Origin of the sequence: Streptomyces sp. CA-135486 (assembly GCF_050936555.1) — a bacterium.
Classification (GTDB): domain Bacteria; phylum Actinomycetota; class Actinomycetes; order Streptomycetales; family Streptomycetaceae; genus Streptomyces.
This window is the reverse complement of record NZ_JBNJMM010000001.1, coordinates 760,904-786,084: the sequence shown is the minus strand read 5'-3', so window position 1 is coordinate 786,084 and position 25,181 is coordinate 760,904. Positions and strand designations below refer to the sequence as shown.

Here is a 25,181-nt window from a genome sequence, read left to right as displayed (position 1 = left end):
CAAACGATCAGGCTGCGCTGACAGGCCCACCCGTCGCCCGACCACCACCCCTCAAACGATCAGGCTGCGCCTGACAGGCCCACCCGTCGCCCGACCACCACCCCTCAAACGATCAGGCTGCGCCTGACAGACTGTCTGTATGCGCATTGTGGTTCTGGCCGGCGGCATCGGCGGCGCCCGTTTCCTCCGCGGTCTCAAGCAGGCCGTGGGCGGCGACGCCGCAGACACAGCCGTCACGGTGATCGGCAACACCGGTGACGACATCCATCTGTTCGGACTCAAGGTCTGCCCGGACCTCGACACCGTGATGTACACCCTCGGCGGTGGCATCAACGAGGAGCAGGGCTGGGGGCGTAGGGACGAGAGCTTCAGCGTCAAGGAGGAGCTCGCGGCGTACGGCGTGGGCCCCGAGTGGTTCGGGCTCGGCGACCGCGACTTCGCCACGCACATCGTCCGTACGCAGATGCTCGCCGCGGGCTATCCGCTCAGCGCCGTCACGGAGGCGCTCTGCGCCCGCTGGAACCCGGGCGTGCGGCTGCTGCCGATGTCCGACGACCGCGTCGAGACGCATGTGGCCGTCGAGATCGAGGGCGAGAAGAAGGTCATCCACTTCCAGGAGTACTGGGTGAAGCTGCAGGCGTCGGTGGCCGCGGAGGCGGTCGTGCCCGTCGGCGCGGACCAGGCGAAGCCCGCGCCCGGCGTGCTGGAGGCGATCGCCGCCGCGGACGTCATACTCTTCCCGCCGTCCAACCCCGTCGTCAGTGTCGGCACGATCCTGGCGGTGCCAGGGATCCGCGAGGCCATCGCCGACGCGGGCGTACCGGTCGTGGGCCTGTCCCCCATCGTCGGGGACGCGCCGGTGCGCGGCATGGCGGACAAGGTGCTCGCGGCGGTGGGCGTGGAGTCGACGGCCGCGGCCGTCGCCCAGCACTACGGCTCCGGACTGCTGGACGGCTGGCTCGTCGACACCGTCGACGAGGGCGCGGTCTCCGAGGTCGAGGCGGCGGGAATCCGCTGCCGGTCCGTGCCGCTGCTGATGACGGACGTGGACGCGGCCGCCGAGATGGCGCGGCAGGCACTGGCACTGGCCGAAGAGGTACGGGCGTGAGCTCGCCGCCGGCCGTGAACGCGCCCGGCTACCGGGTCTGGGCGCTGCCCGGCCTCGGCGAGGTCCGCCCCGGCGACGACATCGCCAAACTGATCGCCGCCACCGAGCCGGGCCTGGTGGACGGGGACGTCCTGCTCGTCACCTCGAAGATCGTGAGCAAGGCGGAGGGGCGGGTCGTCGCCGCGACGGACCGTGAGGCGGCCATCGACGCGGAGACGGTGCGGGTGGTGGCGCGGCGCGGCACCCTTCGTATCGTCGAGAACCGGCAGGGCCTGGTGATGGCGGCCGCCGGCGTCGACGCCTCCAACACCGCTGCCGGGACAGTGCTGTTGCTGCCCGACGACCCCGATGCCTCGGCGCGGGCGATCCGTACGGGGCTGCGGGAGACGCTCGGCGTGGACGTCGGCGTGGTCGTCACGGACACCTTCGGGCGGCCCTGGCGCAACGGTCTGACCGATGTGGCGATCGGCGCGGCTGGGGTGCGGGTCCTGGATGATCTGCGCGGCGGCGTCGACGCGCACGGCAATCCGCTGAGCGCGACGGTCGTGGCCGTCGCCGACGAACTCGCCGCGGCGGGCGACCTGGTGAAGGGCAAGGCCGAAGGGCTGCCGGTCGCGGTGGTGCGCGGGCTGCCGCAGCTGGTCGGCTCCGGTGACGCCGCCCGGGCGATCGTGCGGGTTGCGGCCGACGACATGTTCCGGCTGGGGACCTCCGAGGCGGTACGGGAGGCGGTCACCCAGCGCCGTACCGTGCGGGAGTTCACCGACGAGCCGGTGGATCCGGGCGCCGTGCGGCGCGCGGTCGCGGCCGCCGTGACGGCTCCGGCGCCGCATCACACGACGCCGTGGCGGTTCGTACTGCTCGAATCCGCGGCTTCGCGCACCGGGCTGCTGGACGCGATGCGGGACGCGTGGATCTCGGATCTGCGGCGCGACGGCAAGAGCGAGGAGTCCATCGCGAAGCGGGTGCGGCGCGGCGAGGTGCTGCGGCGCGCGCCCTATCTGGTCGTGCCCTGCATGGTGATGGAGGGCTCGCACAGGTACGGGGACCCGCGCCGCGACGGCGCCGAACGCGAGATGTTCGTGGTCGCGGCGGGCGCCGCCGTGCAGAACTTCCTGGTGGCACTGGCCGGCGAGCAGCTGGGGTCGGCGTGGGTGTCGTCGACGATGTTCTGCCGCGATGTCGTACGGGACGTGCTGGGGCTGCCGGCCGGGTGGGAGCCGATGGGAGCGGTGGCGGTGGGGCATGCGGCCGGAGAGCCGCGGCCGCGGCCGACGCGGGAGGCTTCCGCGTTCATCGAGGTCCGCTGACGCTTGTCCGCTAGAGCTTGCCGATGTCGCCGCGGGGCATCTTCGGCTTGCGGCGGGCCGGGGTACGGCCGCTGAGCAGGATGAGACGGGCGGCGCGGTGGCGCTGGCCGGCGTAGGGGGCGAGGAGTTCGAGCATGGCCGCGTCGTCGGCGTTGCGGTCGCCCGCGAGGGCGTAGCCGACGATGCCGGGCAGATGCAGGTCGCCGACAGTGACGGCGTCCGGGGCGCCGTTGCTGCGCTGGATGGTCTCGGCGGAGGTCCACGGGCCGATGCCGGGGATCAACTCGAGCCGTTCCTGGGCCTGTTCGGGCTCCATGGCCGCGGCCTCCTCCAGTCGGCGGGCGACGCGGACAGCGCGCAGGATGGTGGAGGCGCGCTTGTTGTCGACGCCGGCGCGGTGCCATTCCCAGGAGGGGATCAGGGACCAGGTGCGGGGGTCGGGCATCACGTGCAGGCGGGCGTCCGGACCCGGGGCGGCCTCTCCGTACTTCCGTACGAGGAGCCGCCAGGCGCGGTATGCCTCGTCCGTGGTGACCTTCTGCTCCAGGATCGAGGGGATCAGGGACTCGAGGACGAGCGCGGTACGGGTCAGCCGCAGGCCGGGGCGGCGGTGCTGGGAGGCAGCGACGAGGCGGTGGCGGGGGGTGAAGGCGTCGGGGTCGTCGCCCTCACCGAGCAGCGCGGGGAGCTGCTCAAGCAGCCATTCCGCGCCGGGGCCCCAGGCCTCGGCCTCTGCGGTGCCGCCGCGCATCGCTACGCGGAGGGTGCCGGGGCCTGCGGGGGTGCGGGTGGCGCGCCAGACGGAGCCGTCGGGGGTGATACGGAAGGTGGGATCGGCGGGTCCGCGGCGGAGGGGGCCGAGGACGAGGCCGAGGTCCAGGGGACCGGGGGGAGTCCACCGCCGCGTCCGGGCGGCGGCCCGGGCGCCGTTCGGAGCGCCGGGCCGGGCGGCGGCCCTGTGGGTGGTGGCCTGCCGTGGGACGCCTGTGGGCACGACGGTCTCGCCGCCGCGGATGGTGGTCCCGGTGGGGCGGGGGGTGAAGCGTGCTGACACGGCGGGGGTCCTTGGGGGTCGGGGTGCGCCCTCTGAGGGTAGGCGGTGTTGTTTCCGCCGCCCCGCCCTTTCCCGTAACCGGGGCTCCGCCCCGGACCGCGCACCTCCATCGCCGGACGGGCGGGAAAACAAGCCCGTCCGGCGATGGGGGCCTACCTACTGGTCCGAGGAGAAGCGAACCGACGAGCCCGGCAGCACCGCGTCGCACCACACCCTCGCCCCGTCGCGCAGTTCGTTGTCCGCGCCCACCACCGCGCCGTCGCCGATGACCACCCCCGACAGCACCGTGCGTGCTCCGATCCGTGCGCCCGCGCCGATCAGGGAGGACGAGATCACCGCGCCCTCCTCCACGATCGCGCCGTCCAGGAGCGCGCTGCCGTCGATGCGGGCGCCCGAGGAGACCACCGCGTTCGCGCCGACGACCGTGCCGCCCGAGAGTTTGGCGTCGGGGGCCACCGAGGCCGAGGGGAGGATCAGGCGGTCGCCGCAGCGGCCCGGGACGGCCGGGGAGGGCGCGCGGCCGAGCACCAGGTCCGCCGAGCCGCGGACGAAGGCCTGGGGGGTGCCCAGGTCCAGCCAGTAAGTGGAGTCGACCATGCCCTGGAGATGGGCGCCGGAGGAGAGAAGTTCGGGGAACGTCTCGCGTTCGACCGAGACCGGGCGGCCCGTCGGGATCGAATCGATGACCGAGCGGCGGAACACATACGCCCCCGCGTTGATCTGGTCGGTGACGATCTCCTCGGGGGTCTGGGGCTTCTCCAGGAAGGCCCGGACCCGGCCCGTCGCGTCCGTCGGCACCAGGCCGAAGGCCCTCGGGTCCTCGACCCGGGTCAGGTGGAGCGACACATCCGCGCCCGACGACCGGTGTGTGGCGACCAGCGCCTCGATGTCCAGGCCCGTCAGGATGTCCCCGTTGAAGATCAGCACCGGGTCCTCGGGGCCCGACCGCAGCCGTGACGCGACGTTGCGGATCGCGCCGCCCGTGCCGAGCGGCTCCTCCTCGGTGACGTACTCCAGGTGCAGGCCGAGCTCGGAACCGTCACCGAAGTACGGCTCGAACACCTCGGCCAGATACGACGTCGCGAGCACGATGTGCTCGACCCCCGCCGCCCTGGCCCGCGCCAGTTGATGCGTGAGGAACGGGACGCCCGCCGCCGGGACCATCGGCTTCGGTGTGTTGACGGTGAGCGGGCGCAGCCGGGTGCCCTTGCCGCCGACCAGGAGGATCGCTTCTGTCACCTTGTCGTCTCTGCTTCCTGCTGGGGCCGGCGTGGTCGCTCGTCGGGGTCAACGCGTACGAGACCGGCAGTGTAGGCAGTGGGTCGATGCATTCCCCGTCACCGACGTCAGTCACGTCCCTGGTACGTGGCCGCGGCGCTCCGGACGGTGCCGAGCTTGCTGTAGAGGAGGCCTCCCGGACACTCGGTGAAAAACCCGTCCCGATGTCCGGAAATGACATTGAAGTTGACCTTCACGCCCTTCGCGTACTTGCCGCTCCCTCCTGACGTCAGCACCACCTTGCCGCTCGGATTGGCTCCGAACAGCCCGAGCTTCCAGGCGGTGAGCTTGGCAATGGCGGTCACCGCTGCCGCCGGCGGAGTGGAGAGACTGTACGTGCCGAGCACGGCGATACCCATGCTGTCTTTGTTAAATCCCAGCGTGTGTGCGCCGAGTACCGCCCTATCCACGCCTCCCGCGCGTCCTTCGTAGATGTTTCCGCACTTGTCGATGGCGAAGTTGTAGCCGATGTCGCGCCAGCCACTGCTCACGACGTGGTAGCGGTAAATACTGCGCAGGACGGAGGGCGCCTGCGCGCAGGTATAGCTGTTGCCGGTGGCGGTGTGGTGCACGAAGGCGGCCTTCACGGTCGTCGTGTAGGCGAACTCCTTCTCGCGCAGCGACTCGTCGGCGCCCCATCCCTTGCGCGTGATGATGCTCGGGCGCGGGCCGATGTACGGCTTCTCGGCCGTCTCGGGGACAGCTGCCTGTGCCTTGGTCTCCTCCGGGGAGAGGGCCGGGAGTACGTCCGGCTCCTCGAGCGCGTCCGCGGGCGCGTCCTCGGGCGTCCGGTCGGCCGGGTCGGGCGCGGCGCCCGGGTCCACGAGTTCGAGGCGCAAGCCCTGAGGCAACGGGGCACGTTCGGTCCGGCCCGCCTGTACCCGTACCTCGACACCGTCCGACTCCCCCACCCACAGTGGGGCCGTCGACCCGCGCACCTTCCCCGAGTCGCTCTCCTCGGTGCCGCGGTCGGCCCGGTGCTCCTCGTTGTGCGTCTCCACGTCGCGCCAGCCCGACCACCGTGCCGATCCGACTGCCCGGGTGCGGACCTGGACCGTGGCGTGCAGTTCGGTGTCCACGTCGTCCCAGACGACGCCGACGAGCGAGAAGGGTCTGACGTCACGCTCGGTCAACCCCTGTTCCGCCGCACGGCCGAGAGGCTCGTCCGTCGCCCGGGGCCCGATCACCTCCAGAGGCAGCGACTGGGTGGAGCCGGGTACATCCGGCACCTGCGGGGACGCGGCATGAGCGCCGGAGGACAACGAGAACGGAAGAACCAGCGCGGCTGTGCACGCGACGCCGGTCGAGTAAGCAAGAAATCCACGCATGAACAAGATCCTGGGCCGGTACCGCCGACTCCGCTCGACGGAAAACTGACTGCTCATCGGTCCGACCGGTGGAACCCGTCACCGGTACGGAGGTCGCGGCCCCGCCCCGCCGCGTACGCTTGCGCGGGTGAACGCCAGCGACCGCACCCCTGCCGACCTGCTGCGATCCGCGCTCGCCGCGGACCCGGCCCGCCCCTTGGTCACTTTCTACGACGACGCCACCGGTGAGCGCGTCGAATTGTCCGTCGCCACCTTCGCCAATTGGGTGGCCAAGACGGCGAATCTGCTCCAGGGCGACCTCGCCGCCGCGCCCGGCGACCGGCTCGCGCTGCTGCTTCCGGCGCACTGGCAGAGCGCGGTCTGGCTGCTCGCCTGCGCCTCGGTCGGGGTGACGGCGGAGGTGGGCGGCGATCCGGCCGATGCCGATCTGGTCGTCGCCGGACCCGGGCAGTTCGACGCCGGGCTCGCCTGCGGCGGCGAGCGGATTGCCCTGTCGCTCGCGCCGCTCGGCCGCCGCTTCCCCGCCCCTCCCGCCGGGTACGCCGACTACGCGGTCGAGGTGCCGAGCCAGGGCGACCGTTTCGCTGCGTACGCGCCGGTGGATCCGGACGCGCCCGCGATCAGTGTCGGCGGCAGCGAACTGACCGGTGCCCAGCTCGTCGAGCGGGCCCGCGCCGACGCCGGCGAACTGGGGCTCACGCCCGGCTCCCGGCTGCTCACGGGGCGCGGATACGACACGTGGGAGGGGCTGTCCACCGGTCTGTACGCGCCGCTCGCCGCCGGCGGGTCGGTCGTCCTGTGCCGGCACCTCGACACGTTGTCCCAGGAAGGCCTCGAGAAGCGGATCGAAAGCGAGCGCGTCACCAACACCGCGGTATGACAAGCCTCTGAGGTCCACCCGCTTGGCGCACACCCGGGCCGAGCCCCCGGGCTCCAGCCTCAACTCCGGTGGATGATCGGCGATACGCGTGCTTCAACGCACAACCAAGCGCGAGGTTCAGCCGTCTAGTCCTGCGATCGGCGACCCAGCGCGCCGCCGACGCCATGAAGGATGGACGCAGAAGTGACGGAGAGTGCTGGCACGCCCGCCGAACCGGACGGCCCGGCCGAGGACGAGCCGGCGAAGCCCGACGCGGGTACCGGCGCCGAGCCGCCGAGAGCCGCCCCGGGCACTGCCGGTACGGACGCGGAGGGTACGGCGGCCGGGAAGGCCGCCGCCACGAATGCCGACTCCGACTCGGACGCGGACCCCGGCACGGGCGCGGGCTCCGGCACGGACGCGGGAAAGGCCGGCGAGGCCGGTACGGGCGCGGACTCCGGCACGGACACGGTCGGCGAGGCCGGCACGGACGCGGGGGGAAAGGCCGGCAAGAACACGGACCCCGCGGACGCGCGCGGGAAGGCCGGTAAGGACGCCGACAGCACGCCGTCGGGCATGGAAGCGGAGACGAAGCCGGCCACGGACGCGGCCACCGACGCCGGTACGGACGGCGAGGCCGCAGCCGGACCCGGGGCCCAGACCCCCAACCGCAAGCACCACTGGCTTCGTTGGGCCGCCCTCGGTACCTCGGTCGTCGTCCTCGCCGCCGCCGGTGTCGGCTGGTGGTTCTACCGCAAGCTCGACGCCAACATCACCACCGACACCACCGCCGCCGCCGAGCTCGAGACGTACGAGAAGGAGCGCCCCACGCCCGTCGCGCTCGGCGCGCAGAACATCCTGCTCCTCGGCTCCGACACCCGCTCCGGCAAGGGCAACAGCAAGTACGGCCGCGACGACGGCGGCAGCCAGCGCTCCGACACCACGATCCTGCTGCATATCGCGGCCAACCGGCAGAGCGCTACGGCGATGTCCATTCCGCGCGACCTGATGGTCGACATTCCTAGCTGCCGCCAGCCCGACCGCACCCGGACGAGAGAGCAGTTCGCTCAGTTCAACTGGGCGTTCGAGTTCGGCGGCGCGGCATGCACGATCCGTACCGTCGAGCGCTTCACCGGCATCCGCATCGACCACCACATGGTGGTGGACTTCAGCGGCTTCAAGGGCATGGTCAACGCCGTGCACGGGGTCGAGATCTGCCTCAAGGAACCGATCGACGACGCCGACGCGCATCTCAGGCTGCCCGCCGGCAAGCAGACGCTGAGCGGCGAGGAGGCGCTCGGTTACGTACGGGCCCGAAAGTCCATCGGCAACGGCAGCGACACAGAACGTATGGAACGCCAGCAACAGTTCCTGGGCGCGCTCGTCAAGAAGGTGCAGAGCAATGGCGTACTCCTCAATCCGACCCGGCTCTACCCGGTGCTCGACGCGGCGACGAAGTCGCTGACCACCGACCCGGGCCTGGATTCCTTGAAAGATCTGTATGACCTGACCCGCTCCATTCGCAGTATCCCGACCGAAAAGGTGCAATTCCTGACAGTTCCGCGACAGCCGTACAGCGCCGATCCGAACCGCGACGAACTCGTCCAGCCCGAGGCGAGTCAGCTCTTCAAGCGGCTTCGCGAGGACACGCCTGTCGCGGTCGTCCCCGTGGGCAAGGAGGGCAAGAGCGACAAGAAGACGTCGACCGACGGGAGGCCGGACGACACCGGCACCGCGAGCCCCACTCCGGCGCCCACTTTCTCCGGCACGAATGCCGCTGTGGGCACGTGTGAGTAAAGCGATGACCAAGTCAGGGGCCGCGGTCCATGAAGATTGGGCGGATTGCCCGGTTGTAAGGGCCGAGGAATTTGTCACGGACGTCGCTCGACGTTGAACTGGGCGGATAGTGTGACGCGATCCGGTGCATCCGACCTTGGGTCGCGCACTGCTGCATCGAAAGACCGAGCGCCCTTCGGGGGAGGCGCCTCGCGTGGCACCGACGGAGGACTCAGGCAACCGTGGATGCGCAAAGCCGTGGGCGGGCGGACGAGATCGACCCCGCCGACCAGTGGGTATTCAACCCGCAGACCGGCAATTACGAATTGCGACTGGACCAATCCGCACAGCAGTCGTCTCCGCCGAGAGGTAGCGCTGCGAGAGGCAGCGCCTCGAACAGCGCCGCCTCGGGAACGCCCGCGCCCGGAAGCCGCCAGGCCCGCCGGACCGCGGCCCCCGGCCGCGAGGTGCCCGGCCGGGAGGTGCCGGGGCAGCGCTCCCGCCGCGCGGGCAGTGCCTCCGGCGGTACGAATCCCCCCACCGCCGGCCGCCGCAAGCGCAAGCAGCCCGCGTCGCGCAAGAAGAAGGCGCTGCTGTGGACGGGCGGTGTGATGGCCTTCATCGTCGTCGCCGGCTCCGTCGGCGCGTACCTCGTCTACCAGCACTTCGACTCGAACCTGAACACGGTCGACGTCGCGGGCGCGGGCTCCGGCGGCTTCAACAAGAACCAGGCCATCAACATCCTGCTCATCGGCACGGACAAACGGTCCGGCGAGGGCAATGACGGCTACGGCGACAAGAACAGCGTCGGGCACGCCGACACCACGATCCTCTTCCATGTCTCCAAGGACCGGACGAACGCGACGGCGCTGTCCATCCCGCGCGACCTGATCACCGACATCCCCACCTGCGAGACCAAGACCGCAGAGGGGACCAAGGACATCGGCGGTACGCGCAAGACGCGGTTCAACGAGAGCCTCGGCCAGGAGGGCCGCGACCCCGGCTGCACCATGCGCACGGTGCAAAAGATCACCGGAGTCACCGTCGACCACTTCATGATGGCCGACTTCAACGCAGTGAAGTCCATGACGACCGCGGTCGGTGGTGTCGAGGTCTGCCTCGCCAAGGACATCAACGACAAGGACTCCAAACTGAACCTCCCGGCGGGCAAGCACGTCATTAAGGGTGAGCAGGCGCTGGCGTTCGTGCGCACACGGCACTCGGTGGGCTTCGGCGGCGACCTCAGCCGGATCGAGATCCAGCAGCAGTTCCTGAGCTCGCTGATCCGGAAGATGAAGTCGAGCGACACCCTCTCCAGCCCCAGCAAGATGTGGGACCTGGCCGACGCCGCCACCAAGGCACTCACGGTCGACAGCGGGATAGGCAAGATCTCGCGGCTGCGCGATCTCGGCATGGAGCTGGCAAAGGTGAACCCGAAGAACATCACTTTCGCGACCGTGCCGGTGGTCGACAACACCGACAAGGCGACCGTGCTGCTCAACGAGAGCAAGGCACAGCCGCTGTTCTCGATGATCCAGAACGACACCTCGCTCACCGAGGTCAAGCAGAAGGAGCAGGACGCCAAGAACCAGCAGGCCGCCCTGCTCAAGGGGCCGCGGGCAGCCGCGGCCGACGTGCGGGTCGCCGTCTTCAACGGCAGCGAGACGCAAGGGGCGGCGCTGTCGACCCTCACCTGGCTGCAGAACGAGGAAGGCGTACTGAAGTCGAGCAACGAGGGAAACGCGCCCGCCAAGCTCGCCAGGACGACGCTGGTGTACGCGCCGAACCAGGCCGATCAGGCCCGCAAGCTCGCGGACTTGATGGGTCTGCCTGCCACGGCGCTGCAGCCGGGCACGAAGGACGCCGTGGGACGTGAGGCGATGACGCTGACCCTCGGATCCGATTTCAAGGGCGCTGGTGTGCCCATCACCGGTCCGGCGAAAGCGCCGGAGGGTGTGCAGAAGGTCGAAGCGGACAAACAGGTGTGCGCCAAGTGACCCCGTGACACCGGGTCATGAGGAGCACCTGAACAACAGGGGGGACCCGGGGTGGGAAAGAACAGCGTGCGGGGAGAGGGGACGCGTGACCGCGTCCCGCACGCCCGCGATCTGGGCTGGGACGACAGCCTGTACGGCGAGGGGGGCGACGACCACGCCGCCCGTGGCCGTCGCGGCAGGACCGGCCGTCAGGCCCGTACGGCGGAGCAGCACGGCAGCCCGCAGGCCGAGGGCTCAGGGGCCTTTGGGGACGGCCGCGCGCCCGGTCGCCGGCACAGCAGCCCCCACAGACACGGAAAACGCGGCAAGCGACGCGTTCTGCGCTGGGTCGCGTCCGTGCTGTCGCTGCTGATACTCGGCACGGCCGGCGCCGGATATCTGTACTACGAGCACCTCAACAGCAAGCTCAAGAAGGACGAGCTGAACCTCGGCGGCAAGATGCGCGACCATCAGGCCAACGCCGCCGGTCAGGTCCCGCTGAACATCCTGCTCATCGGCTCGGACGCGCGGGACTCCAAGAAGAACCAGGAGCTCGGCGGCGCCAGGAAGACGTTCGGCGGCACGCCGCTGGCGGACGTACAGATGCTGGTGCACGTCTCCGCCGACCGCAGCAATATCTCGGTGATCAGTATGCCGCGCGACACCCTGGTCAAGATCCCCGAGTGCACGGACAGCAAGGGCAAGACATTTGCGGCCACCGGCTTGAGGCCGACGAACGAGTCGCTCGGCCGCGGCGGCCCCGGCTGCACGGTGGCCACCTGGTACAACCTCACCGGCATCACCATCGACCACTTCATGATGATCGACTTCGCCGGTGTGGTCTCCATGGCGGACGCCATCGGCGGCGTGCCTGTCTGCGTCAGGCAGAACGTCAACTCGCGCAACAGGCAGGGCCAGGGCTCCGGCCTCAAGATGGAAGAGGGCACGCACCCGGTCAAGGGCGAGCAGGCGCTGCAGTGGCTGCGGACGCGCTACGGCTTCGAGGACGGCACCGACCTGGCCCGTACGCACGCTCAGCACATGTACATGAACTCGATGGTCCGTGAGCTGCGCAAGAACACCAAGCTGACCGACCCGGCCAAGCTGCGCAATCTCGCCGAGGCCGCGATCGACGCGCTCACCGTCGACAAGGGCATCGGCAGCGTCAAGGAGCTCTACGACCTGGGCGAGGAGCTCAAGAGCGTCCCGACCGACCGGATCACCATGACGACCATGCCGAACTTCTACACCCAGCGGCAGGGCTTCAGCGGCAAGGTCGAGCCGAAGCCGGTCGACGCCGAGCAGCTGTTCCGGATGGTCCGTGAGGACATTCCGCTGGACGGCAAGGCGCCGAAGAAGAAGCCGGCGGCTCCGGCCGTCTCCAAGGACCCGGCCGCCGCGCCCGGTGAGACCGCGGTGATGGTGCAGAACGGCACGGGCGGCGACGGCCGGATCGCCGAGAAGGGCCGGGCGACGGCGGTCGCCGGGATCCTCTCCGGCAAGGGCTTCACACGGGCGCAGGCCGACGCCACGACCAACCCGCAGGAGAGCACGGTCATCCGCTTCTCCAACGCCGAGCTGGAGGGCGATGCGCAGGCGGTCGCCAAGTCCCTCGGGATTCCGCTGACTTCGGTGAAAAAGTCGACGGACGTCACCGGCATCGCGCTGATCGTGGGCGCGGACTGGCGGCAGGGCGACACCTACCCGAAGACGGCGGCGAAGGACGACAACAAGACGCCGACGTCGGCGCGGCCGCTGAACGGCGGCAACGACAAGGAGTGCATGGCGATCCAGCCCGGTTTCACCTGGTAGTTCACGCGTACGCGAAGGAGCCCCGGTGCGGATGCCCGGGGCTCCTTCGCGTACGTGGCTTGATCAGGCGGTCTTCACGGCCGGCCGACGGCTCGCGATGACCCTCTTCGCCAGAGCGCGCGGGCTGGTCAGGAAGCCGTAACCCCAGGACATGTGCATGGTGGCCAGCGCGACAGGGATCTGCAGGCGCGCCTTGAGCGGCAGGCCGTTGCCGGCGGGGAGGGATCCGACGACGATCGCGGCCAGATAGCCCGCCGGGACGACGAAGCCGACCGGGGTGAGGGCCACGCCGGCCACCAAGCCCGCCACTATGGCGCAGACGGCCGTCGGCGGGGCGAGATAGCGCACATTGATGGAGCCCTGGTGGTAGCGGGCGACGACATGGCGCCAGCGGCCGTAGTCCTTGTACTGCTTGGCGAGCGCCCTGACGGAGGGCCGCGGCCGGTACTGCACCCTGAGCTCCGGCGAGAACCAGATCATTCCGCCCGCCTCGCGGATGCGGAAGTTCAGCTCCCAGTCCTGGGCGCGGATGAACTCCTCGTTGTAGCCGCCCTGCTGCTCCAGCGCCTCGCGGCGGAAGACACCCAGATACACGGTTTCGGCCGGGCCTGCCTGACCGCCGGTGTGAAATGCGGCATTTCCCACGCCGATCTTCGACGTCATGGCGGCGGCGACGGCGTGCTCCCAGTCGTTCTCGCCCTCGGCGTGCATGATGCCGCCGACGTTCTGCGCGCCGGTCTCCTCAAGGAGACGGACAGCGGTGGCGATGTAGTTCGCGGACAGCATGCCGTGGCCGTCGACGCGTACCACGATCGGGTGGCGGGAGGCCTTGATGGCTGCGTTGAGCGCGGCGGGAGTGCGGCCGGTGGGGTTCGGGACGGTGTGGACGCGGGGGTCTTCGCGTACCAGCTCGGCGGCGATCTCGTCGGTGCGGTCCGTGGACGGCCCGAGCGCGATCACCACCTCCATCTCGCCGTCGTAGTCCTGCTCGAGGATGTGACGGACCGAGTTGCGCAGATGCCGCTCCTCATTGAGGACCGGCATGATCACGGAGACAGGGGGCGTGGCGTTCATCGGGCGCCACGTTACCGCGAATGGGGGACACGGAGGCGCGGCGGCCGGGTCGGTGCCGGTGGCCGCAGATCGTATCGGCCTACGGTGTGCGCGATCCCCCCTGTCACTCACGGAGGTATCCCCTCTGTCACCCGCGGAGGTATCCCCTCGTGCCCACGCCGCCCCGCTCCGCCCGTCCCCGGCCGAACGCCCAGTACCGGACCAGACGGCCGGTCCAGCGGCCGCGCTGGGGGGTGCGGGTGGCGACGACGCTCTCGGTCCTGGTGCTCGGCGCGGGCGGCATCGGGCACGCGGTGGTGACCAGCCTGGACACCGGCATCAGCCGGGTGGATCCGTTCAAGGACATGAAGAACCGGCCCGAGGCGGGGCACGGCATGAATCTCCTGCTGGTCGGCACGGACGGCCGCGACAAGATCACGCGGGAGGAGAAGCGCAAGTACCGGCTGGGGGGAGCGCCCTGCCACTGCACCGACACGATCATGCTGGTGCACATCTCCCAGGACCGGGAGCGGGCGAGTGTGGTGAGCCTGCCGCGGGACAGTTACGCGGAGATCCCGGAGCACACCGACGAGACCACCGGCAGTCACCACGGGGCGCATCCGGTGAAGCTCAACGCGGCGTACGCGGAGGGCGGGCCGGCACTGACGGTGCGGACCGTCGAGCAGATGACGAAGGTCAAGATCGACCACTATCTGGAGGTCGACTTCACCAGCTTCATGAAGACGGTGGACGCGCTGGGCGGGGTGGAGGTGTGCACGGCGCGGCGGATGAAGGACTCATACACCGGCCTGGACCTCGGTATCGGCACACACAAGCTCGGCGGTGGACAGGCGTTGCAGTATGTGCGCTCGCGCCATATCGACGGAGCGGCGGATCTGGGGCGGATGCAGCGCCAGCAGCGCTTCGTCGCGGCACTGATCAACCAGGCGACGAGCAGTGGGGTGCTGCTGAACCCGGTGAAGTTCCGTGAGGTCGCGTCGACGATGCTCAACTCCGTACGGGCGGATCAGGGCTTCGGGACGGAGGAGATGCTCGCCCTGGGGCGGGCGATGCGGGGCTTCACGGCGGCGTCGTCGGAGTTCACGTCCGTGCCGGTGAGCGGTGGGGGCCACCCGGTGAAGGGCCTTGGCTCCACCCTGAAGTGGGACGAGCCGAAGTCGTCGAAGCTCTTCCGGATGCTCCGCGAGGACAAGCCGCTCGCACCGCACCGCCCGCAGCAGCCGAAGGCGACGCTGGTCGATGTGTCGCCGCGGCAGATCCGGGTCCAGGTCTACAACGGCACGCGCACGGACGGTCTTGGCCGGAAGGTCGACGACGCGCTGCGGGCGACCGGCTTCAATACGACGCGTACGCCGGAGAGCAGGGCCGGCGCGGAGGTGCGGCGTACCTATGTGAGATACGACCCACGCTGGGACCGCTCGGCGAGATCACTGGCGGCGGCGCTGCCGGGCTGCGAACTGCGGGCGGTGAAGCGCCAGGGCCCGACGCTGAAGGTGACGGTGGGGACGAGGTACAAGGGGGTGACGCCGGTCCGCGCGGAGAATGCGCTCGAGGGGGAATTCGGAGTGGTGACGGGTGACCAGGTGGTGTGCCCGTAGCTCGTGACTGGGGGCAAGCCTCCAGTGCCCCAGGCCCCCAGACCCCTAGTCCTCCATGCCCTCCGCCGCGCGCTTCGCGCGCAGCTCCAGGATCGCCCGGCGTCGGGCCAGCCGGTGCGTGCGGCGGATCTGTGCCTCCTGGTAGCGGCGCTTGTCCCGCTCCGTCTCCGGGATCACCGGCGGTACGGGACGCGGCTTGCCGTCCCCGTCGACCGCCGCGAAGACCAGGTACGCGCTGCCGACCTGGGTCGCCGGCGTCGACTCGTTCCAGCGCTCGGCCAGCACCCGCACGCCGACCTCCATGGAGGACCGGCCGGTCCAGTTGACCTGCGCCTTCACATGCACCAGGTCGCCGACCCTGACCGGCTCCAGGAAAGCCATCTCGTCCATGGAGGCGGTGACGGCCGGTCCGCCCGAGTGACGGCCCGCGACCGCGCCCGCCGCGTCGTCCACCAGCTTCATGATCACGCCGCCGTGCACCGTGCCGAGAAGGTTGGTGTCACTGCCGGTCATGATGTGACTCAAGGTGGTACGGGATGCCGAAGTGGGCTTGCCCGGAATCTCTGACTCCGGTCGCTGAGCCTGGTCTGTCATGCCCTCCACCATATGCCGGGCCGCATTGCATCAGAATCGCAACAGCCCTGGTGCGATTCCTCACCACCCCTGTGAGGCACGAGCCCCGGCCTGCACACTGGTCCGCATGAACGATTGGCCCGAAGGATACGGACGCGGCAGCCAGGGCGCGCAGCCCGAAAGCGCTCGCGTGATGCGCCATGTGCAGCGACGACCGGTCCCCCAGCAGCAGTCGCATGGATACGACGACGGTTATGACACCGCCTACGACAGCGGCTACAACACGGGCCAGGTCTACGGAGGCCAGGGCGGAGGAAACGGCGCCCCGCCGCATTCCGGCGGGCCCTACGCCCGCCCCGCCCCCAACTGGCGCCGCCGCCTCAAGATCGGCTCGCTGGTCCTGATAGTGGCGCTGCTCGCCGTCTCCATAGGCACGTACTTCTGGGCCGACTCGAAGCTCAAGCGCGAGGTCGACCTCTCGAAGGTAATCGAGCGCCCGGGCGCGGGCGAGGGCACGAACTATCTGATCGTCGGCTCCGACAGCCGTGAGGGCATGTCGGCCGAGGAGAAGAAGAAGCTCCACACGGGCTCGGCCGAGGGCAAGCGGACCGACTCGATGATGATCCTGCACGACGGCTCCAACGGCCCGACGCTGATCTCGCTGCCGCGTGACTCGGACGTGGAGATACCGTCGTTCAAGGGCTCCCAGTCCGGCAAGCTCTTCCCGGCGAAGGGCCGCCACACCAAGCTGAACGCCGCGTACGCGGAGGACGGCCCGGAGCTCCTTGTCCGTACGGTCGAGCACAACACCGGCCTGCACATCGACCACTATGTCGAGATCGGCTTCGCGGGCTTCGCGAACATCGTGGACGCGATCGGCGGCGTGGAGATCGACATCCCGAAGGCCTTCAAGGACAAGAACTCGGGCGCCGACTTCCAGGCGGGCAAGCAGACACTGGACGGCGAGCAGTCCCTGGCCTTCGTGCGCACGCGGTACGCCTTCGCGCAGAGCGACCTGGACCGTACGAAGAACCAGCAGAAGTTCCTCGCGGCCCTGGCGAGCCAGTCGGCGACGCCGGGCACGATCCTCAACCCGTTCAAGCTCTACCCGACGATGGGCGCGGGCCTGGACACGCTGATCGTCGACAAGGACATGAGCCTGTTCTCGCTGGGCCAGATGTTCTTCGCGATGAAGGGCGTGACGGGCGGCGAGGGCACGTCGATGAACATGCCGATCTCGGGCAGCAGGGGCGGGAACCTGGTCTGGGACAAGACGAAGGTGAAGCAGCTCGTCGACCAGTTGAAGAACGACGAGAAGGTCACGGTCACCTCGGACCGCTGACACCTTATCTCCCGGGCGGACGCTTTTCTCCCGGACGCTCCACTGCGATCGCGGACTTCGTGAGGCGGCCATAGGCTGCCTCACGAAGCGATCAAGGAACGAGGTGCGCGTCATGGCGGAGGACACCCGGTACTGGGCCTCGGGCAGCTGGCATGTGACCGACGGGAAGGCCGACGAGTTCGTCGAGCGCTGGACCGAGTTCCTGACCTGGACCAAGAAGGCCAACGAGGGTTTTCTGACGGCCCGGCTGGTGCACGACCTGGCGGACCCGAACCACTTCGTGTCCTTCGCGGCCTGGCGGGACCTCGACTCCCTGGGCGCGTGGCGGGACAAGCCCGAGTTCGAAAAGCTCTTCGGGGGCTGCCGGGCCCTCTGTACGAACATGCACGGCAGTAACTACGAGGTCGCCGTGGTGGTCTGAGCGCGAACTGGCAGAGGCACCCCGGAGGGTGCCTCTGACGTGGGTTTACAGCGTGCTTTTCAGGTTACGGAAGGTTCCGCGCCATCACGATCCGCTGCACCTGGTTCGTGCCCTCGTAAATCTGCGTGCTTTACGGCCCGTAAGCCCCTGGCCTGTACAGATGCCCCCTTCAGAGGTGGCTTCCCCAGGATTCCCCCATGATCATCGGTGCGTCAGCGCTGCTTCGGACCGCTGTTGGTCACCGTTGGTCACGTGACCAACGGTGGATCAGAGTGCGATCCCAGAGAGCTTGGACAGCCGGGCCAGCTCCGAGTTACTGCGCCTGTGCAGCGACGACACCACCCGGAACACTTCCCGCCCCATGGGGTGGATGCGGGCCATCTGGGGAGCCACATCGAATGCCATTCCCAGACTCTCCAGCGCTCCATCCCGATCACCTACGTCCAACTGCGCCCTGGCCGTGTTGATGTAGGTCGGCGCGACCCTGGTAGGCGGCAGGCCGTCAAGAGCGGTAGCTAGATCGTCTGTCAGTGCTAGTGCGTCATGAGGCCTGCCAAGGTCCACATTCGTGGCCAGTTCGTGGGTGAACGTGTTCTGTGGACCCACCGTGAGGCCGTGCACGTCCATGTCATGCCCGATACCGACGTTGGCGCTATGCGCGGATTCGATATGCCTCTGAGCTTCCCTCTTGGCCTCACGCTTGTCTGTGAGCCGTCCGGCAAGGGTCATGCCTCGCAGGTTCAGGATGCACACGGCAATATCGCGCTCCTGGCCCGACATGTGGGCTTGCGCGTCGGCCATGGCACGGTCAACGACCATGAGGCCCCGCTCAATATCCCCGAAGTTCAGGTACGTACCCGCCCGATCCCGAGCAGCGACAGCCACCGCGAGGGGGTTCGGCTTCTGTTCTGCGGCCCACCTTTGGCGCGTAACGGACAGCTCTGCCATGTCCATCCACCGATGCCGCGCAGCGAGCCAATAGACGGTGCTGTAGACCTCCGCCAGGGCCATCCAAGCTTCTACCGTGTTGGCGGTGTGAGCGTGCACTGTGGCGTCCCTGAGCAGCCTCGGGAGCATCGCGAGGAGGCGGGTTACGTCAACCCTGTCGCGGTACCGTCCAGCCGTCTCCAGGGCGGCCCCAATCTGCACTTCGTGGACTTCCTGGCCGCCTGGTAGGTCGTAGTCCCGGATGGCCGACCGAAGAGCCGACAACTGTTCCTCGGCGTCCTGGGCCACACCAGCCCGGCCCATTACTTCAGCCATGGTCAATCCCATGGGCTTGCCGACGGCGGCAGCGACGGCCGGGGTCAGGGCCCGGTCTCCTACCTCGATCTTGGACAGGAGAGAGACAGAGATGTTGGCTTTCCTGGCTAGCTGCGCCTGAGACAGGCCGCGCTCTTTCCGCAGCGCTGCCAGGTTCGCTCCGGGTGCAAGTTCGGTCGTGCTCATGGGCTCAGTCTTCCTCAGAGAGTCATCGCATATCCATGGTCACAGGTTGTACGTGTGCCCGCACCCCCCGTGTGCAAACTCTGTGCAAGTTCCGTACAGCGCAGACGAGTTGACTGTGTGTAGAGGCCAGTCACCGACGATGCGACAGGGCGGAAGCGATGAGACAGGCGACAGAGTGGGAGCCCGGTACTGCTGTGTTCGACAGCGGCTCTCAGATGGTCGGCGTGGTCCGGCAGCAGAAGGGAACCAGGCTGACCCTGAAACGGCCCTCCGGGCTGAGCTGGGAGACCCGCACCGTAGCCGTCCGCAAGGCGAATGACAGGGAGCTGATGCAGCTCAGAGCCCTGGCCAGACACAACCGCAATGTGAGCGGCCTCGCGATGCTGAGGGGCAAGAGATGAGCCGCCGATTAGAGGGCTGGAAGGTCACCCAAGACGGGTCGTTCTGGGGCGGGATCTTTCTCCTCATCACTTGGGGGTCGGCCCTCTGTGTCGTAGCGGCCTACGTCGCGCTCGGCCTATAGGTTCCCGGCCCGACAGGGAGCGGGGTAACGCCCGGCCGGTCGCATGCCACCGTGAAGAGGAGTCGGCCGACCGGGTCAGCAAGTGCAGTGCACCACTCCGACAGCAGCAGGAGGAGACGCACGATGGGCACAGCAGTCCAGACGCGGACCCGTGATCCGCGCATCATCCTCAACGCAGTACAGGAGCGCGTCCCACACCTTGTCACTGACGTGGGCGTCGCTGACCTGTGGGAGCGGGAAATAGCGCTCTTGCTCCGAGACAGCGTGGCCGTTCCCAGCCTCGCCGAGCGGATCCTCGGCCAGGGCATCGCCTACCTGATCACCGCCATGGAATGCCCCGGCGTGGACATGGGCGTCGGTAAGACCGTGGACATAGGTGTTCATCAGCTCATCCTCGATACGCCGCTCTACTTCGCACTGTGCGAGGAGTACAACGGCGGGCGGTACAAGCACCATGCGCCGCTGATCGAGCGCCGCCAAGACGGCACTGTGATGCGCACGGCCGAGTTGCTGCGCAAGAACGGGTTCACCGTCGATGACGAGCTGTGGTCGGTGGATGCCTCCGACTGCTCGCCGTGTGACAACAAGGTCCCCGACAGCCACTGACACGGCACTAGACCCGTACTTCGCAGGTCGCCGAAAAGATTCGCCGCAGCGGCCTCCCAGCGTCCGATCTCGACCGGGCCGGATCGGGACAGCCATAGCCGCTACGGTTCCGATCGGCGAGCGATCAGCTACGACCGCTTGATCTTCACGATCGGGTGACCTGCGAAGTCCGGGACTAGAGTGCCCCCGCCCCCAGACTCCGAACGGGGGGCGGGGGCACCCCCTTGCCCGCCCCGATACAGAGGAAAACCCGTTGCCCGCACGACACAACATCGACAGCGAACGCGAACTCTGGGACACCTTCGCAGAGAGCACCAAAGACAAGGTGTTCGACTCCGACCCCGTCTTCTGCTGGACGCAGTACGCCGGGCACGGACCCGGCCCCGAACTGCTGGGCGACCCGGCAACCGTGCTGGAAATTGGCTGCGGCACGGGGCGAGCCCTCGCTTACCTCGCACAGCAAGGAGTGAAGGCAACGGGCGTGGACCTCTCGCCCATCATGGTCGCCAACACCACTGAACGATGGGGTCCGTTGGGAGCACGGTTCGTCTGCGCCGATGTGCTGGACCATCTGAGCACCAGCATGGAGACCTACGACGCCGTTTACTCGATCTTCGGGGCGGCCTGGTTCACCGACCCGCTCAAACTGCTTCCTTTGATTGCCGAGCGGTTGAATCCCGGCGGCGTACTCACGTTCTCCCAACCCCCTGCCATCCCCGGCGCGTACGGGCCGCAGGGCATGTACAAGGGCGGATTCGCAGGAAAGGCCATGTACACGTACCGATACAGCTACACGCCCCGGAAGTGGGAAAGCCTCCTCCTCAAGGCCGGATTCAAAGAGGCGGAAGTGCGGGTTCTAGAAGCTCCGGAGCAAGACCACATCGGGACTTTGATCGCTCGCGCTGTGGTGAACTGAGCAGCGGTGTACCGGTCTCCCCAAGAGGTCGTCGAAACAAAGCAAGAACGCCCCGGCCCATGACGGGCCGGGGCGTTTCTATAGTTGGTTAGAGCAGTGCGCGGAAGGGGTTGTGGTCAGTGACCGGTTCCGGCTGCTTCACCGGCTCGGGCCCCGGGGCTTTGGGGGCCAGGCGATAGGCATCGAGACGGACAACCTTGGTTCCGTTGCTTTCCATTACGGCCCGCTTCGCCGGCCCTGACTCCTCGCGCTGGGAATCGTTCCCGCCGAGTGTGAATACGGTGGCCGGTCGGCCGGTCTTCCCCGACCGTTCCACCGTGACAACGACTCCGGGCAGTTCCTTGACCTCCGCTGCGGTTGCTCCCACATACGGGAGGATCTGAGACGACGTGGCCCGACCGCCGTGCAATTCGATGCGCGCCCGTACCTTGTCCGCGAGGCCGAGCGGCTGACGCTTCACCTTCGGAGCGTCAGCCCCTTTAGTGATCCGTACCGCGTCCTGGACGGAGCGGCGTACAAGAGTGAACGAGGCCGACAGCATCTCTTCCGTGATGGTCTCGGAGCACTCGGAGGCGGCCAGGCAGGCCGCGACACGGAGCGTCTGCTCTGCTGTCCGCTCGATGAACACGGCCTGGCCCTCCGGCAGCGTCTCCCCCAGAATGCGCGCGTAGCGCCGTACGATCCGCCACAACGGCCGAGCGTCCTCCCCAAGCGTGATCACACGGGGGCGGGCAGTGGCCCAGCCGTAGGCATCCGATAGCTCCCAACCCTCTACCTCCGGCAGGGCCACCCTGTCGTCATCGAGCATCGGAACAGAGCCCAGTAGGAACGGCAGGATGCGGTTGTAGGAGCCTCCGGCCGCCTCCGACTCGCCCACGTACTTGGCCCAGTCGGACGGAGTGATGTGCGCGTGCAGGACCATGGCCGGGTCGCGGACTTCCTGAGCCTCATCCTTGGTGGTGTTGCGGAGAGTTGTGCCGTCCCAGGCAGCGCGGAGTTTGGTGGTGAACGACGGGTCGCGCTTGACCCGCTTGAGTACCTCGGTCCATTCCTCTTCCACCACCAGCGTGCGGACATCGCGCCCGTGTTCGGTCTCGGCAGTGGCCTCCTGCTGCTCCCACAGATGGTTGACCATGCTCGCACCGGAGGTGATCCCGGACGTGGTGTGTGTGGCCAGGAAGCGGCCAAGGGACTTGTCCAGGACGTGAAGCGCTGCCCGGAGCGCGGTTCCCTTCCCGCGCCCCGTTCCAGCGACGAGAGCCGACCACAGGAGCACGGGGCGAGCGTTGCCACGAGATGACACCTTGACCGTGCCACCGATGGCGGCCGACCACATCGACAGGGCGGCCACGTACACCGCCAATGCGTCCGCTTCCAGGAACGGGGCGATCTTGCGGACGGCGCGGCCGATCGGACCGTACAGAACGGGCGTGCTCATGCTGCCTCTATCTCAAGAAGGGTTAGTTGGGTGGCCACTGGCCGGGGGTGCCGGGCGCACTCAGCGCCCGGCACGGTGGGTGCGGCACTCAGGCCGCTGCCGCTTTTCCCTCGGATGCGTCCCTGTGGGCCAGTTCGTATGCATGGCGCACGTTCATCGGGACACGTCCTTGGACAGGGAGGCTCGGCCAACCGTTCTCCCTGGCCCATGCCCGGATCACCCGGTTGCGCTCCCGGTCACTCATCCCGGAGCGGTCCACCTTGGCAGGCTTCGGAAGCGGGTCACCACCGACCAACTCACCCGCACGGACAGCAGCCTTGAACCTGCCAGGCTCCCGCACGTCCATGCACTGGATGCCATGCTCGGCAGCGTCTGTCAGCTTGGCTGCGTTGCGCTCCCCGCCCTCACCCAGGATGAGCAGGACCGTGCTGTCATCTGCGCGGCCGACCACTTCATAGCCAAGGTTCCGCACAGCCTCACGGGCCGTGTCCCAGTCGTACCCCGGTACCTCACCGGCCAGCATCACGGACGGAACAGGCTCAGGCTCCGCCTCTTCCACGCTCACCGCTACCGGCTCCGGCTCCGGCTCCGGCTGGGCAACGACAGGCAAGGGCTCATCGTTGGACTCGTCAGCGTCAGTCAGACCTACACCAAGTGCGTCCACCAGGTACCGACCGAAGGTGACGTTGTGTTCAAGGCAGAGATCCCAGGTGTGCCGTCCGAGGGTCAGTGTCTCTACGGCCTCTACCTCGCTGCCATCACGCGCGATGTGAGCATCGCAAAAGGTGTGCTGAACGGGGACGAGAACCGTCTTACGCATCGCTGGGAATCCTTTGATTCGTTCGGGCAGTCGGAAGTCTCAGTGAGTGGCTGGAGCGTTGCTCTTACAGCCGCCGCATGGTGTGATGCGAACTGATCAACATCCTGCCCGTTCCCTATCACGAAACGGTAACGTAAGCATAACTAAACGATAATGAAGGTGAATGCAATAGCGGGGGTAATGGGAAATAGAAAAGAAATGGGGACCGCCGGGGGCGCGTTCCTTCCATCGTGTTTGCCAATCAAATCCCCAGCGCTAGTGGCCATCTCAGACTTCGCGATCCGATCACCCTCTCTTGCAGGAATGGCAATGCTCGGGAATGTGCCGCAAACCGTCACCCCAAGGCCGTTTCCTGTCCGTCAGTTGGCATGCAATGTGGATCGCAGACTCTTGTACGCAAGCACTGCACTGAGGTTCAGCCCAGGGGCATTCGAAGCCGGGGCGGTGCACACCATCATGAGTTCCTGCGGCTCCGGCCTTGGCCGCTCGACGGGCGCTCACTGCGCATCACCCTGGAAGGCCCAGCCCAGACGCTTCATGCCCTCGGCAGTCAGGCCGAGAGCCCCGGCAAGCTGCCGGTACTCGGTCAGGTGATCCCGTGTCGCGGTACCGTCAAGGATTTTGCCGTAGTAGGTCAGCATCACGGCCACGCTCGGCACGAAAGACTCATCCCACATCGCGGCCTGCGGACTTCTCCACCACTGCCGCCACTGTTCGCCCTCGGCCTCCGACCATTCGCGCCCCAATGGCATGTCGGGCACCGGTAGCCCGTGCTCCCAGGGCAGTTCGACCAAGCCCTTGTATCGGCTGTGCGGTGAATCGGGGTTCCGGGCTTTGGGCATCACTGTCCTCCAAATGGTTCGGTCCGTTGGTTTCCATTACTGTCTGCCTGGGCCGGCCCCGGCCCGTTGTGGACGCTGAGTGACACAGACCGTCTCGGGTACGTGCTCACAAACAAAAAGAACGGGGCCTCCACCATTTCGGCAGAGGCCCCATTCTTGGGCGCGTCAGGCAGGCCACTCGACCGCAGCCTTGACGATTCCCTTCGTGGGCTTGGTCTCGTCAAAGGTGTTGTCGGTCTTCTTGGTGTCCATGCCCGGGAACCGTACGATCTTTCCGCCGTACAGGTGCAGGGTGTCGATGTAGTCAGCCCGGTACTTCTCACTCTGCCCCTCACGGAACCCCGTGAACTGGGATGCATACGTAGCGAATTCGCTGTGCCCGGCCACGATGTCCACGCCGGTCGGCATGGCAGTAGTGGAGGCAACCGTGAACCCAGCGAGCCGTGCCACAACGCCGTTGGAGGTCACACCGCCCTCACCGTAGGCCGCAGCGTTCGCAATGGAAGGGTGCTCAATGAGGTACCGCTTGACCTTCGGAGAGACGACCACGTAACGGGCGTCCTCCGGAACGTCGTTGTCATCCAGGGCGAGCATCGTGTCAAGGATCGCCGAGTAGAGAGCCTGGGGGATGCTTCCCGCAACGGGAACGATGTCCGCGAGCGCCGTAGCAGCAGAAGCAATCACATTGCCCATGAACGTGTCAGCCTGCCGGGCGAGAGCGCGAATCATCTGCTTGTTGATCGGAGAGTTGAAGTCGTCCGAAGCAAGCTGCACCCGCTCCGCATCCTCAATGAGAATCTGAAGATACTTGGCCTCGGTAATCGAAAGTTCCTGGTCTACAGTCTCAGGCCGCTGTGCGGTCATGCCGTCAGGCAACTTGTAGTCGCCAACGGTCGGACGAAGAAGCGAGTTGATGTGTACAACGTCGCCCTGCTTCCTGATTGTGCCCTCATACTTCCGGTTGCTCACAAGGCGAGAGCCCCAGACAAGCAGCGGATCGAACTGGGTCAGAAGCTCGGCATCCCAGATCTCGGGAACAAAGGTATTCGTAGAGGCATTCTGATACGTGAAAGCCATA

At 67.8% G+C, this 25,181-nt stretch carries 22 protein-coding genes; 12 read left to right on the top strand and 10 right to left on the bottom strand.

All coding sequences use genetic code 11. The features are described from left to right. The first annotated feature begins 139 nt into the window (after nt 1-139). A complete protein-coding gene (cofD, locus tag ACQEVG_RS03625; protein WP_432976866.1) occupies nt 140-1,108 on the top strand; it encodes a 2-phospho-L-lactate transferase in 969 nt (322 codons plus the stop codon). Continuing rightward, nucleotides 1,105-2,418 (top strand): coenzyme F420-0:L-glutamate ligase, encoded by a 1,314-nt coding sequence (locus ACQEVG_RS03620; RefSeq protein ID WP_432976863.1) that lies wholly within the window; start codon nt 1,105-1,107, stop codon nt 2,416-2,418. The genes cofD and ACQEVG_RS03620 overlap by 4 nt, the downstream gene beginning before the upstream one ends. A 10-nt stretch (nt 2,419-2,428) precedes the next feature. On the opposite strand, the gene ACQEVG_RS03615 is transcribed toward ACQEVG_RS03620, so the two are convergent. The 3 genes from ACQEVG_RS03615 to ACQEVG_RS03605 form a co-directional block, all read right to left on the bottom strand. Next, on the bottom strand, nt 2,429-3,472 hold the full coding sequence (locus tag ACQEVG_RS03615; protein ID WP_432976860.1) for a DNA-3-methyladenine glycosylase family protein: 1,044 nt from the start codon (nt 3,470-3,472) through the stop codon (nt 2,429-2,431). Nucleotides 3,473-3,628: 156 nt separating this feature from the next. Beyond that, on the bottom strand, nt 3,629-4,711 hold the full coding sequence (locus tag ACQEVG_RS03610; RefSeq protein WP_432976857.1) for a sugar phosphate nucleotidyltransferase: 1,083 nt from the start codon (nt 4,709-4,711) through the stop codon (nt 3,629-3,631). Between the two features lie 107 nt (nt 4,712-4,818). Next, nucleotides 4,819-6,078 (bottom strand): peptidoglycan recognition protein family protein, encoded by a 1,260-nt coding sequence (locus ACQEVG_RS03605; protein ID WP_432976854.1) that lies wholly within the window; start codon nt 6,076-6,078, stop codon nt 4,819-4,821. Between the two features lie 127 nt (nt 6,079-6,205). On the opposite strand from ACQEVG_RS03605, the gene ACQEVG_RS03600 reads away from it, so the two are divergent. The 4 genes from ACQEVG_RS03600 (at nt 6,206) to ACQEVG_RS03585 (ending at nt 12,501) form a co-directional block, all read left to right on the top strand. Next, complete coding sequence (locus ACQEVG_RS03600) at nt 6,206-6,958, top strand: TIGR03089 family protein (RefSeq protein ID WP_432976851.1); 753 nt, start codon at nt 6,206-6,208, stop codon at nt 6,956-6,958. A 183-nt stretch (nt 6,959-7,141) separates the two neighbouring features. Next, a complete protein-coding gene (locus tag ACQEVG_RS03595; RefSeq protein ID WP_432976848.1) occupies nt 7,142-8,734 on the top strand; it encodes an LCP family protein in 1,593 nt (530 codons plus the stop codon). A 221-nt stretch (nt 8,735-8,955) separates the two neighbouring features. Next, on the top strand, nt 8,956-10,710 hold the full coding sequence (locus ACQEVG_RS03590; RefSeq protein ID WP_432976845.1) for an LCP family protein: 1,755 nt from the start codon (nt 8,956-8,958) through the stop codon (nt 10,708-10,710). 51 nt (nt 10,711-10,761) lie between these two features. Next, complete coding sequence (locus ACQEVG_RS03585; RefSeq protein ID WP_432976842.1) at nt 10,762-12,501, top strand: LCP family protein; 1,740 nt, start codon at nt 10,762-10,764, stop codon at nt 12,499-12,501. Nucleotides 12,502-12,564: 63 nt separating this feature from the next. Here the strand turns inward: ACQEVG_RS03585 and ACQEVG_RS03580 are convergent, their stop codons facing one another. Continuing rightward, nucleotides 12,565-13,575, bottom strand: coding sequence for a glycosyltransferase family 2 protein (locus ACQEVG_RS03580; protein ID WP_432976839.1), 1,011 nt, complete (start codon nt 13,573-13,575; stop codon nt 12,565-12,567). A gap of 233 nt (nt 13,576-13,808) precedes the next feature. Between ACQEVG_RS03580 and ACQEVG_RS03575 the strand changes: the two genes are divergently transcribed. Then, nucleotides 13,809-15,173, top strand: coding sequence for an LCP family protein (locus tag ACQEVG_RS03575; protein WP_432985031.1), 1,365 nt, complete (start codon nt 13,809-13,811; stop codon nt 15,171-15,173). A 45-nt stretch (nt 15,174-15,218) separates the two neighbouring features. Here ACQEVG_RS03575 and ACQEVG_RS03570 read toward each other — a convergent pair whose 3' ends face one another. Then, complete coding sequence (locus tag ACQEVG_RS03570; RefSeq protein WP_432976836.1) at nt 15,219-15,767, bottom strand: acyl-CoA thioesterase; 549 nt, start codon at nt 15,765-15,767, stop codon at nt 15,219-15,221. A 106-nt stretch (nt 15,768-15,873) separates the two neighbouring features. Between ACQEVG_RS03570 and ACQEVG_RS03565 the strand changes: the two genes are divergently transcribed. Continuing rightward, entirely contained in the window at nt 15,874-17,088 is a 1,215-nt protein-coding gene (locus ACQEVG_RS03565; RefSeq protein WP_432976833.1) for an LCP family protein, read from the top strand. Between the two features lie 112 nt (nt 17,089-17,200). After that, the gene (locus ACQEVG_RS03560; protein ID WP_432976830.1) at nt 17,201-17,509 is read left to right on the top strand and encodes an antibiotic biosynthesis monooxygenase family protein; all 309 of its coding nucleotides are present in this window, start codon (nt 17,201-17,203) and stop codon (nt 17,507-17,509) included. A gap of 267 nt (nt 17,510-17,776) precedes the next feature. Here the strand turns inward: ACQEVG_RS03560 and ACQEVG_RS03555 are convergent, their stop codons facing one another. Continuing rightward, nucleotides 17,777-18,958: a helix-turn-helix domain-containing protein gene (locus ACQEVG_RS03555; protein WP_432976827.1), complete on the bottom strand. Its 1,182-nt coding sequence runs from the start codon at nt 18,956-18,958 to the stop codon at nt 17,777-17,779. A 158-nt stretch (nt 18,959-19,116) separates the two neighbouring features. Here ACQEVG_RS03555 and ACQEVG_RS03550 point away from each other — a divergent pair, with 158 nt between their 5' ends. From ACQEVG_RS03550 to ACQEVG_RS03540, 3 genes are all read left to right on the top strand, one after another. Then, a complete protein-coding gene (locus tag ACQEVG_RS03550; RefSeq protein WP_432976824.1) occupies nt 19,117-19,359 on the top strand; it encodes a hypothetical protein in 243 nt (80 codons plus the stop codon). 245 nt (nt 19,360-19,604) lie between these two features. Next, complete coding sequence (locus ACQEVG_RS03545) at nt 19,605-20,087, top strand: hypothetical protein (RefSeq protein ID WP_432976821.1); 483 nt, start codon at nt 19,605-19,607, stop codon at nt 20,085-20,087. Between the two features lie 253 nt (nt 20,088-20,340). Beyond that, the gene (locus ACQEVG_RS03540; RefSeq protein WP_432976818.1) at nt 20,341-21,003 is read left to right on the top strand and encodes a class I SAM-dependent methyltransferase; all 663 of its coding nucleotides are present in this window, start codon (nt 20,341-20,343) and stop codon (nt 21,001-21,003) included. 88 nt (nt 21,004-21,091) lie between these two features. Here the strand turns inward: ACQEVG_RS03540 and ACQEVG_RS03535 are convergent, their stop codons facing one another. From ACQEVG_RS03535 to ACQEVG_RS03520, 4 genes are all read right to left on the bottom strand, one after another. Next, the gene (locus ACQEVG_RS03535; protein ID WP_432976815.1) at nt 21,092-22,441 is read right to left on the bottom strand and encodes a DUF3987 domain-containing protein; all 1,350 of its coding nucleotides are present in this window, start codon (nt 22,439-22,441) and stop codon (nt 21,092-21,094) included. 88 nt (nt 22,442-22,529) lie between these two features. Beyond that, nucleotides 22,530-23,261 (bottom strand): Lsr2 family DNA-binding protein, encoded by a 732-nt coding sequence (locus ACQEVG_RS03530; protein ID WP_432976812.1) that lies wholly within the window; start codon nt 23,259-23,261, stop codon nt 22,530-22,532. 497 nt (nt 23,262-23,758) lie between these two features. After that, a complete protein-coding gene (locus ACQEVG_RS03525) occupies nt 23,759-24,103 on the bottom strand; it encodes a hypothetical protein (RefSeq protein WP_432976809.1) in 345 nt (114 codons plus the stop codon). Nucleotides 24,104-24,268: 165 nt separating this feature from the next. Beyond that, nucleotides 24,269-25,180, bottom strand: coding sequence for a hypothetical protein (locus ACQEVG_RS03520; RefSeq protein WP_432976806.1), 912 nt, complete (start codon nt 25,178-25,180; stop codon nt 24,269-24,271). Nucleotide 25,181 lies beyond the last annotated feature (1 nt).